Origin of the sequence: Arthrobacter sp. (assembly GCF_030540645.1) — a bacterium.
Lineage (GTDB): Bacteria > Actinomycetota > Actinomycetes > Actinomycetales > Micrococcaceae > Specibacter.
Genome location: NZ_JAUNVV010000004.1, coordinates 64950 through 75824, shown reverse-complemented (window position 1 = coordinate 75824; position 10875 = coordinate 64950). Strand labels below are relative to the sequence as shown.

The 10875-nt window shown below is 61.5% G+C and carries 10 protein-coding genes; 9 read left to right on the top strand and 1 reads right to left on the bottom strand.

The window, feature by feature from the left end:
* The first annotated feature begins 354 nt into the window (after positions 1-354).
* The 6 genes from Q4P21_RS01845 to Q4P21_RS01820 all read left to right on the top strand — a co-directional run bounded on the left by Q4P21_RS01845 (position 355) and on the right by Q4P21_RS01820 (position 7403).
* Positions 355-1989, top strand: coding sequence for an ABC transporter substrate-binding protein (locus Q4P21_RS01845; RefSeq protein ID WP_303387162.1), 1635 nt, complete (start codon positions 355-357; stop codon positions 1987-1989).
* A gap of 217 nt (positions 1990-2206) precedes the next feature.
* Complete coding sequence (locus Q4P21_RS01840) at positions 2207-3133, top strand: ABC transporter permease (protein WP_303387161.1); 927 nt, start codon at positions 2207-2209, stop codon at positions 3131-3133.
* Positions 3126-4139, top strand: a complete 1014-nt coding sequence (locus Q4P21_RS01835) for an ABC transporter permease (RefSeq protein WP_303387160.1) — start codon at positions 3126-3128, stop codon at positions 4137-4139. The genes Q4P21_RS01840 and Q4P21_RS01835 overlap by 8 nt, the downstream gene beginning before the upstream one ends.
* Before the next feature lie 4 nt (positions 4140-4143).
* Positions 4144-5931 carry an ABC transporter ATP-binding protein gene (locus Q4P21_RS01830; protein ID WP_303387159.1) on the top strand — a complete coding sequence of 596 codons (1788 nt, stop codon included), beginning with the start codon at positions 4144-4146 and terminating at the stop codon, positions 5929-5931.
* Positions 5932-6093: 162 nt separating this feature from the next.
* Positions 6094-6960, top strand: a complete 867-nt coding sequence (locus tag Q4P21_RS01825; RefSeq protein WP_303387158.1) for a PIG-L family deacetylase — start codon at positions 6094-6096, stop codon at positions 6958-6960.
* Positions 6961-7016: 56 nt separating this feature from the next.
* The gene (locus tag Q4P21_RS01820) at positions 7017-7403 is read left to right on the top strand and encodes a hypothetical protein (RefSeq protein WP_303387157.1); all 387 of its coding nucleotides are present in this window, start codon (positions 7017-7019) and stop codon (positions 7401-7403) included.
* 32 nt (positions 7404-7435) lie between these two features.
* Here the strand turns inward: Q4P21_RS01820 and Q4P21_RS01815 are convergent, their stop codons facing one another.
* On the bottom strand, positions 7436-7669 hold the full coding sequence (locus Q4P21_RS01815) for a hypothetical protein (protein ID WP_303387156.1): 234 nt from the start codon (positions 7667-7669) through the stop codon (positions 7436-7438).
* A gap of 107 nt (positions 7670-7776) precedes the next feature.
* Here Q4P21_RS01815 and fdxA point away from each other — a divergent pair, with 107 nt between their 5' ends.
* The 3 genes from fdxA to Q4P21_RS01800 all read left to right on the top strand — a co-directional run bounded on the left by fdxA (position 7777) and on the right by Q4P21_RS01800 (position 10767).
* Positions 7777-8100: a ferredoxin gene (gene fdxA / locus Q4P21_RS01810; RefSeq protein WP_176636557.1), complete on the top strand. Its 324-nt coding sequence runs from the start codon at positions 7777-7779 to the stop codon at positions 8098-8100.
* A gap of 10 nt (positions 8101-8110) precedes the next feature.
* Entirely contained in the window at positions 8111-9268 is a 1158-nt protein-coding gene (dapC, locus tag Q4P21_RS01805; RefSeq protein ID WP_303387155.1) for a succinyldiaminopimelate transaminase, read from the top strand.
* Positions 9269-9483: 215 nt separating this feature from the next.
* Positions 9484-10767 (top strand): citrate synthase, encoded by a 1284-nt coding sequence (locus tag Q4P21_RS01800; RefSeq protein ID WP_207344202.1) that lies wholly within the window; start codon positions 9484-9486, stop codon positions 10765-10767.
* Positions 10768-10875: the final 108 nt, after the last annotated feature.

Sequence of the window (10875 nt, the reverse complement as noted above, 5' to 3'; positions counted from 1 at the left end):
TGCGGGTGCGCAACCGGCTACTGTGTTCGAACTGCAGCTGATGCGGGTGCCGGGCGTGATGACCCGCAGGAGCTGTCATATGAGCGGGGTCTAGCTGGTGGCACCCGCAGAGCCAGCGCGCAGTATTTCCCGTACCCGGCTTTCGCACACGGTGACGAAGCGGGGGGCTGCTGCCTTTAAGGTTTCGAATCGGTAAAGAAACCCCGACAAAGTGCTCTGGAGTACTGCTCGGTAGTCTTTCGAGCTAGCCTAGGGGGGTATGAGTTGAAACACAGTGAGGGTCAACGGTGACCTGGACTTTCTCAGTACGTCTGTAGTTTCGGCTCGAATCAATTACTCACTCAAGGAGGCGAAATGCGCTTTTCACGCACTTCCAAAGCATTGGGCGTGGCGGCAGTACTGGCCATGGCTCTCACCGCATGTGGTGGCTCTGGTGACGGCGGCGGTAATGCCGGCGGCGACACCAGCAAGGTCGTAACGGCCAACAGCACCGAACCGCAGAACGGCCTGCTCCCCGCCAACACCAACGAAGTTGGTGGCGGACGAGTCATGGACCTGATCTTCACCGGTCTGGTCAGCTATGACGTCAAGGGTGCGATCCAGAATGAACTGGCCGAGTCCATCAAGACTGAGGACTCCCAGAACTACACCATCAAGCTCAAATCCGGTGAGACGTTCAGCGATGGTTCGCCGATCACTGCGCAGAACTTCGTGGATGCTTGGAACTTCGGAGCAGCAGCTAAGAACACACAGCTGAACAGCTACTTCTTCGAATCGATCAAGGGCTATGACGCCGTCAGCGCCGCGGACTCCACCTTGGACAAGATGGAAGGCCTGAAGGTCGTTGACGACCAGACCTTCACGGTTGAGCTTGCCGCGCCGGAATCCGACTTCCCACTGCGTCTTGGCTACACGGCCTTCTACCCGCTGCCCGAGTCCGCATACAAGGATCCGGCGGCCTTCGGCCAGGATCCGGTCGGCAACGGCCCGTACAAGCTGGACACCGGCGGCTGGCAGCACAACGTGGCTGTCAAGCTGGTTGTAAACGACAAGTACAACGGACCGCGCAAGGCCAAGAATGGTGGCGTGACGTTCAAGCTCTACAACAGCACGGACGCAGCCTACACGGATGTGCAGTCTGACAACCTGGACGTGTTGGACCAGGTTCCCCCGAGCGGTCTGCAGAACTTCAAGACGGACTTCAAGGACCGTTTCGTCAACCAGCCCTACGCTGGCAACGCCACCATGACGATCCCGAGCTACCTGCCTGAGTTCGCGGGTGAGGCCGGAAGCATGCGCCGCCAGGCGATCTCCATGGCGATTGACCGCCAGCAGATCATCGACAAGATCTTCTACGGCAACAAGAAGGTTGCGCAGGAGTTCACCTCTCCCGTGCTTGACGGCTTTGACGGCAACCTGCCCGGCAGCGATGTCCTGAAGTTTGACGCCGCCAAGGCCAAGGCACTGTGGGAAAAGGCTGACGCGATCAGCCCGTGGCCCGCAGACAAGGTCTTCACCATCACCTCAAACATCGATGGTGCCGGCAACAAGGAATACATCACGGCCATGGCCAACCAGATCGCCACGAACCTGGGCATCAAGGCTGAGTTGAACCCGATCGCCACGTTCAAGGAAATGCGCGACCTGGTCAACAAGAAGAAGCTCACCGGCGCCTCACGTGCCGGTTGGCAGGCTGACTACCCGTCGCTCTACAACTTCCTCGGGCCGCTCTACGGCACCGGTGCAGGATCCAACGACGGTGACTACTCCAACCCCGCCTTCGACGCCAAGCTGAAGGAAGGCCTGTCGGCCAAGACGGTTGAAGCCGGCAACAAGATCTTCAATGAATCACAGGAAATCCTGCTGAAGGACCTGCCGGTTGTGCCCCTGTGGTACCAGGCAGTCCAGGGCGTGTGGAGCAACAACGTCAACACCGTCCAGTTTGGCTGGAACGGCGTTCCGCTGTACTACGACATCACGGCCAAGTAGCATCTGCAGCTCTGTGGCATAAGAAAGGGGGAACCGGGCTTGAAGAGCCGGGTTCCTCCTTTTTTCACCAGACTTCACATAGTCTTACAACAACTAAATGGTACTCATCGTGCAAGATGACGTGGACGATCCCACCGACATCCTGCACAGACAACTATTGAACAGGTAACTTCATGAATGATTTGTGCTTGCGGATGAAGGGCGTGGTGATGCTGTAATGATCATGTTCACGCTCCGGCGCTTCCTGCAGCTGATTCCCGTTTTCTTCGGGGCCACCCTGCTGGTATATTTCCTCGTTTTCGCCACCCCCGGCGACCCCATTGCGGCTCTGTCCGGCGGCAAGCCGATGGCCCCGGCCGTCGAGGCCGCCCTCCGGGCCCAATACAACTTGGACCAGCCGTTCTGGATCCAATACGGGCTGTATCTGAAAAACCTCGTGACACTGAACCTTGGTCAAACCTTCTCCGGGCAGGAAGTAGCAGCAGTGATCGGCCGGGCATACCCCGTCACGGCACGGCTTGCGATCATGGCCCTGGCCTTCGAAGCGATCTTCGGTGTGTTCTTCGGCGTTATTGCCGGACTGCGCAAGGGCAAGCTGTTTGACAGCACCGTCCTGGTGGCATCCCTGATCGTCATCGCTGTACCCACCTTCGTCCTGGGCTTCGTTTTGCAGCTTGTAGTCGGCGTTCAGCTTGGCTGGGCCAAGCCGACAGTCAGTGGTGCGGCACCGTGGAACGAACTCATCCTTCCGGCACTGGTGCTGGGGCTGGTCTCCCTGGCTTACGTCATCAGGCTCACCCGAGCCTCCATCAGCGAGAATATGAACGCGGACTATGTCCGTACCGCAACGGCCAAGGGGCTGAGCCGCCGGCGAGTGGTGGTGGTGCACATTCTGCGAAACTCCCTGATTCCCGTGGTGACCTTCCTCGGTGCCGACCTGGGTGCCCTCATGGGCGGCGCCATCGTCACAGAGGGTATCTTCAACGTCCCAGGAGTAGGCAACCTGCTGTACAAGGCCATCTTGAACGGGGAGACACCCACCGTTGTGGCGGTGGTTGGCATCCTGGTGATTGTGTTTGTGATTGCCAACCTCGTCGTTGACCTCTTGTACGCCTGGCTCGACCCAAGGATTCGCTATGTCTGAGAACCTGACACCCGATAAAGACCTGTCCCCGGCGGCAACCTCGCCAGCGCGGCAAGGCAAAGTCTCCAGCCGCGTCATTGAGCACTATGTGGCACCGTTGGAGGAAACGCCGTTGGCCGCCGTCGACAGTGTCGATGTATCCACGGCTCCGTTGAGCCTGTGGGCGGAAGCCTGGCGCAACCTGCGCAAGCAGCCGCTATTCATCATTTCCACACTGCTGATCCTGCTGGTGCTGGTGGTGGCCATCTTCCCGCAGTTGTTTGCCAGCGTTGATCCCACCAGTTGCGACCTGGGTAACTCGGCCGAGGGGCCACGTTCCGGCCACCCGCTTGGCTTTACGCTGCAGGGCTGCGATGTCTACTCACGCGTGATCTACGGCACCCGAGCCTCCCTCATGGTCGGTGTGTTCACGACCATTGGCGTGTTGATCATAGGTGGCATCATGGGCGCCTTGGCCGGATACTACGGCGGCTGGATTGACGTGATCCTGGCCCGCTTGGGCGACGTCTTCTTCGCCCTGCCGCTGATCCTCGGCTCCATTGTCATGATGCAGCTCCCCGCATTCCGCGAGAACCGCAGCGTGTGGACGGTGGTCCTGGTGCTGGTGATCTTCGGCTGGCCGCAAATTGCCCGCATCACGCGCGGCGCCGTCATTGAAAACCGCAACGCCGACTTTGTGACGGCATCCAAGGCGCTGGGACTGTCCCGTTTCAAGGCCCTGGTGCGCCACGTGGTGCCGAACTCGCTGGCACCCATCATCGTGGTGGCCAGCATCTCGCTCGGAACGTTCATCGTTGCCGAGGCCACCTTGTCCTTCCTGGGCATCGGGCTGCCATTCTCCGTCATGTCCTGGGGCAATGACATTGCCTCAGCCCAGCCGCAGGTGCGCAACAACCCAGCTGTGCTGCTGTGGCCCGCCGTGGCCCTGTCCATTACGGTTTTGAGCTTCATCATGCTGGGCGACGCCCTGCGAGATGCGCTTGATCCCAAGGCAAGGAAGCGGTGACACCATGTCAAACTACGAAAAGGACATGAGCGTGAACAACCCCGCCAAGAAGACCGATGTGACCCCCCTGCTTGAAATCAGGGACCTGGCCATCACCTTTGAAACTGCCAACGGTCCGGTCAATGCAGTGCGCAACGCACACCTGACCATCATGCCCGGCGAGACAGTTGCCATTGTGGGCGAGTCAGGCTCAGGCAAGTCCACCACGGCACTGGCTGCCATCGGCCTGCTCCCGTCCAACGGACGTGTCAGTGGCGGACAGGTCATCTTTGACGGCGAGGACATTGCCCATGCCAGCGAGAAGCGGATGGTTGAGCTCCGCGGGAACTCGATCGGTATGGTCCCACAGGACCCGATGTCCAACCTGAACCCGGTGTGGCGAATCGGCTTCCAGGTCAAGGAGACACTCAAAGCCAACGGCCTTGCGGGATCAAACCACAAGGAACGCGTAGCTGAGGTGCTCACCAACGCTGGCCTCCCTGATGCCGCACTGCGTGCCAAGCAGTACCCGCACGAGTTCTCCGGCGGCATGCGTCAGCGCGCGCTGATCGCGATCGGACTGGCCTGCAGCCCGCGGCTGCTGATTGCCGATGAGCCCACATCCGCACTGGACGTGACAGTGCAGCGACAGATCCTTGACCACTTGGACACCATGACCACCGAGCTGGGCACAGCCGTGCTGCTGATCACCCACGACCTCGGCCTGGCCGCGGAGCGGGCTGAGAAGCTTGTGGTCATGTACAAGGGGCAGGTGGTCGAGTCGGGTGCAGCGTTGGAGATCCTGCGCAACCCGCAGCACCCGTACACGCAGCGCCTGATCAATGCCGCTCCTTCACTGTCCTCCCGCCGTTTGCAGTCGCAGAAGGCGAAGGACGCCTTGGCGGCGGCTGCGGCGGAACTGGACGAGTCAGTGGAAGCCAGGCACACGCCGTCGCCCGTCCCTGCTACATCGGGTCTGCCTTCACTGCGGAAGGATGCGGAGCCGGGACGCGCACAGGCCGGGGACACCATTCTCGAGATTAAGAACCTCACCAAGGTGTTCAAACTGCGCGGTGCGTTGGGCAAGACCACGGACTTCAAAGCCGTGGACGATGTCAACATCACGGTCCCGCGCGGGACCACCATGGCGATTGTGGGGGAGTCCGGTTCGGGCAAGTCCACGGTGGCTCAGATGGCCCTGAGCCTGCTGGCTCCCACCGAGGGCAGCATCCTCTTTGACGGAGTGGAGGTGAACACGCTCAAGGGGAAGGCGCTTTTTGACTTCCGCCGCCGCGTGCAGCCGATCTTCCAGGACCCTTATGGCTCCCTGGACCCGATGTTCAACATCTACCGGACCATTGAGGAGCCGTTGAAGATCCACAAGATCGGCAACGCCAAGTCCCGGGAGAAGAAGGTGCGCGAACTGCTGGATCAGGTCTCGATGCCTGCTGCCACGATGAGCCGTTTCCCGAACGAGCTCTCCGGTGGCCAGCGTCAGCGCATCGCGGTTGCCCGCGCCTTGGCATTGAACCCTGATGTCATTATTTGCGACGAGGCCGTTTCGGCCCTTGACGTGCTGGTGCAGGCGCAGGTGCTGAATCTGCTCAATGAGCTGCAAGAGGAGTTGGGATTGACCTATCTTTTCATCACGCACGACCTTGCTGTGGTTCGCCAGATCGCAGACCATGTCACCGTGATGCAGAGCGGCCGGGTGGTTGAGGCTTCCTCCACCGACGAGGTCTTCAACAACCCGAAGCAGCGCTACACGCAGGACCTGCTCAGCGCCATTCCAGGGGCAACCTTGCTGGTCTAGCAGTTCTGCCGGCCCGGCACCTTGTTGGGACAGCAAAACAGTGCGGCAACAGCAGCCGGCACGTCCACTTCACGTGGGCCTGCCGGCTGCTTTTTTCTTGGCCCATTGGGCAGGGAACTTGCTGTTGGGGCTCCATGGGTGCGTGCAGGTAGATTAGGACGCATGGAAACACCCGCTTTACTGCCTGGGGCCGGCCCCGATGCCACGATCCTCTTTGTGCATGCACACCCCGACGACGAAACCATTGTCACAGGGGCCACCATGGCAGCGTCCGCTGCTGCCGGGGCGAGGGTTGTGCTGCTGACCTGCACGCGCGGTGAACTGGGAGAGGTCATCCCGCCGGAGCTGGCGCACCTCGAAGTTAAGGCAGGGAACACCGCTGACGGTTCCACCTTGGCAGCAGAGCGGGAACGCGAGCTGGCTGCCGCCCTGGCTGCGCTGGGCATCCACGAGCATCTCTGGCTGGGCCAGGGCTTTGCTGCGCCTGGCGATGGTCCCGTGATGTTCCGTGACTCAGGGATGCAATGGGGTCCTGATGGGCGCGCCATGGCTGCCTCACGGGTACTGCCCGGCTCCCTCTCTCGGGCACCGCTGGCGGAGACGGCTGAACTCATCGCCGCAACCATCAGGGCGCTGCGGCCCACCATCGTCATCACGTACGCGGCCGACGGCGGTTACGGGCACCCTGACCACGTGCGGACCCATGAACTCACCATGGCAGCACTGCGGCTGGCTGCCGCGCCCACCGCCACGTCCGCGGCGTGGCGGGTATCAGGCGTTTACACGATTGTCAGCGACCGGCCGGAGCGCCCCCTTGAAACGGGCGTGACGCGACTGGCCGTGGTGGGCGATCTGGCGGCAAAGACTGCAGCCATGGCCGCCCACCGAACCCAAATCACGGTTGACGGGGACCGTTATGCACTCTCAGACAATGTGTGGAAGGACATCTCCGCTGTGGAGGAGTTCGTTGCTGTGGACCCGGCTGATATTTACCCTCCTGCGAAACCTGGCGGGAGTGGTGCGTCGTGATGGAGCCGGCGCAGCACCCCGGCGACTCTGCGCAAGATCTTCCGGGGCAGAAGCCAGTGAGCCAGCTGCCCAGACCGCGCCGGTGGGCCGTGTTGGCCGCCGCGGCAGGAGCCGGCATCGGCAGCGGGCTTTTGGGTACCTCGCTGCACGGCCATGCGTGGTACCCAGGTAGTGGCGACTTGGTGGTTCCCTACGGTGCTGCACTGGCGCTGTTATTGCTTGCGGCGGTGAGCCTATTCGTGGGCCTGTGGAGCCGGAGCTCGTGGGTTGTGGTGGCCTGTGGTGCGGCGGCCTACCTCACAGCTGGGGCCCTGTCATTGCAGCTGGGCTCCTTTGGCATGATCACCAACAACGTTCAAGGCAGTGTTTGGTTGTACGGCATAGCGGTAGTCACGCCGCTGGTGGCTTGGCTTGTCTGGGCCCTGTTGCGTAGCAAAAAGTAGCCGACTCCGTCGCTTCGGGCAGAGCGTTGGGGCTACTGCCGCACTTGCCTGGCTCGCCGTGCAGGAGGCGGGGGAACAGCCTTGGCCAGCTGGACGTCGTCGTACTGGATGGTGACATGACCAGTACGGGTGGCGAGGGTGGCGCTGACGCCGTCACGCTCGGTGAGTTCGCCCAAGGCGTCCGTCAGCCCGCCGTCGATCCTGTACCGGATAACCATGCGGGTGCCCAACGGAAGGCTGGCTAGGCGTTCAAGTGCACTGTTCACACCTTCATACTAAGTCTCGTTGAGATGCGGGCGCGGCGGTGGTGGGGGATAATGGGGAAACCGGTTCTCTTTGTGCCGGCATAAGTCTTTCGAGAAAGGTTGGGGACGTGACGTACGTAATTGCGCAGCCGTGCGTGGATGTCAAGGACAAGGCATGTGTTGAAGAATGCCCTGTTGACTGTATCTACGAGGGTGAACGCTCGCTCTACATCCACCCCGACGAATGTGTTGACTGTGGTGCCTGTGAACCTGTGTGCCCGGTGGAAGCCATCTACTACGAAGATGACACCCCTGATGAATGGGCTGAGTACTACAAGGCGAATGTGGAGTTCTTTGACGTGCTCGGTTCCCCCGGTGGAGCGGCAAAGATCGGAAATACCCACACCGATCACCCCTTGATTGCTGCCCTTCCGCCGCAGAACCAGGGCTGATTCGAACCTTATGACGCCCCCACACTCTTCCGGCAAGCCCTTCGGCCTGCAGCTGCCCGACTATCCGTGGGATGCGCTTGCACCTTATTTGGCCACGGCTGCCCAACACCGCGACGGCGTGGTGAACCTGTCCATTGGCACTCCCGTGGACCCCACTCCGGCCCTGATTCAGGACGCGCTGAAGGCGGCTGCGGATGCGCCTGGCTATCCCACCACGCACGGAACGCCCGAGCTGCGCCAGGCGATTGTGGATTGGTTTGCGCGCCGCCGCAACGTTGCCGGGCTGGACCCCCGGGACGTCATGCCCACAGTCGGGTCCAAGGAGCTGGTGGCCTGGCTGCCGCTACTACTCGGTCTGGGTGAAGGTGATGTTGTGGTGCGGCCAGCCGTTGCCTATCCCACTTACGACATGGGTGCCGTGTTTGCCGGGGCTACGAGCGTTGCCGCCGATTCGCTGGACGAGCTCGACGCCGAAACCCGCGCCCGCGTGCGCCTCGTCTGGGTGAATTCCCCGGGCAATCCGACCGGGATTGTGCGTGGCGTTGCGGAGTTGAAGACTTTGGTGGAGCAGGCCCGCGCCTTGGGTGCCGTGGTGGCCTCCGATGAATGCTACGGGGAGCTTGGCTGGGGCGCCTGGGATCCGGAAAATGGTGGGGAAGCTGTTCCCAGCGTGCTGGACCCACGCGTCTGCGGGAACTCCCACGAAGGCTTGCTGGCCGTCTATTCGCTGAGCAAGCAATCGAACCTGGCCGGCTACCGGGCGGCCTTTGTGGCAGGGGACGGCGCCATCATGGCGAACATTGTCAATAGCCGCAAACATGCTGGCATGATCGTGCCGTACCCGGTGCAGGAAGCCATGCGCGCAGCTCTTGCCGACGACGCACACGTGAGAGCTCAAAAGGAGCTTTACCGCAGGCGCCGTGCACAGCTGGTGGGTGCCCTTGAAGCGTTTGGCCTGACCATCCACCACTCCGAAGCCGGACTGTATCTGTGGTGCACGGCTGGAGAGGACACCTGGACCACCATCAGCCGGCTGGCCGAGCTTGGCATAGTGGCCGGCCCCGGAACGTTCTACGGAGAAGCCGGCAACGGCTTTGTCCGGGTGGCCTTGACCGGAACCGATGAGCGCATTGCGGCCGCGGCTGCGCGGCTCGGCGCAGATTCATAGTGTTTTGGCTCTTGGGGCCGCGTTTTCCGGTACAGGATTAGTGGTGAAGGCCCTTAAAGCGGTAGTTTCGTAGATAGCCGTCTAAGCCACCGGGCGCTTGGTGTGCTGAGTTTTTTCTTGGATTTCAACTCAACCGGCGCAGGTGTCCTCCGGGGCGTAAAACTTGCAGTGAACTAACCAAAGCCTCTCGCAGGCTACCTCATGAAGGGGACTCCATGACTGATTCCACGAGCGCATTCCTGCGCTACGACGGCGGAGAGCTTGAACTGCCGCGACTTGATGCAGTAGAAGGCAACGCCGGGTATGACGTTTCCAAGCTCCTGAAGGAAACCGGTGCGGTCACCTACGATCCCGGCTTCGTCAACACGGCTGCCACGTCCTCCGCCATCACGTACATTGACGGTGATGCGGGCATCTTGCGTTATCGCGGCTATCCCATTGAGGAACTGGCTGAACACTCCAGCTTCCTTGAAGTGTCGTACCTGCTGATCTACGGCAATCTGCCCACAGCGGCGGAGCTTGATGCTTTTGACCAGCGCATCCGCCGCCACACGATGCTGCACGAAGACCTCAAGGGCTTCTTTGCCGGCTTCCCCCGCGACGCGCACCCCATGCCGGTGCTGTCCTCGGCAATCTCCGCGCTGTCCACGTTCTACCAGGACTCCCTCGACCCGTTCGACGACGAGCAGGTGGAAATGGCCACCTTCCGCCTCATGGCCAAGCTGCCCGTCATTGCCGCCTACGCGCACAAGAAGTCCACCGGCCAGCCCATGCTGTACCCGGATAACTCCATGGACCTGGTGTCCAATTTCCTGCGCTTGAGCTTCGGTGTTCCGACCGAGCACTACGAGATGGACCCGGTGGTGGTCAAGGCACTGGACCTGCTGTTGATTCTGCACGCAGACCATGAGCAGAATTGCTCCACCTCCACCGTCCGCTTGGTGGGTTCGGCCAACGCCAACATGTTTGCCTCGGTCTCCGCTGGCATCAACGCCCTCTTCGGCCCGCTGCACGGCGGTGCCAACGAAGCAGTGCTGAACATGCTCCGCCAGATCCAGGACAGCGGCGAGCCTGTTGAAAAGTTCGTGGAGCGGGTGAAGAACAAGGAAGACGGCGTGAAGCTCATGGGCTTCGGGCACCGCGTCTACAAGAACTACGACCCCCGCGCCAAGATAGTGAAGGCAACGGCCCACGAAATCCTGGAAAAGCTCGGCGGCAACGACGAACTTTTGGACATCGCCATGCGGCTGGAAGAAGTAGCACTGACGGATGAATACTTCGTCTCCCGCAAGCTCTACCCCAACGTCGACTTCTACACCGGCCTGATCTACAAGGCCATGGGCTTCCCCGAAAAGATGTTCACCGTGCTGTTCGCCATTGGCCGCCTGCCTGGTTGGATTGCCCAGTGGCGCGAGATGATGAAGGACCCGCAGACGAAGATCGGCCGCCCGCGCCAGCTTTACACAGGCGAACCCGAGCGGATGTACCCCTCGAGGTAATCCCCACGCACTCCCACCCCCTCACAAGTTCGGGGTGGGGCCCTCGGGCGCGGGGGCCCAGGTATCGTGGCGGGGGGGGGGGGACCCCGGGGGGGCCCCCCCCCCCCG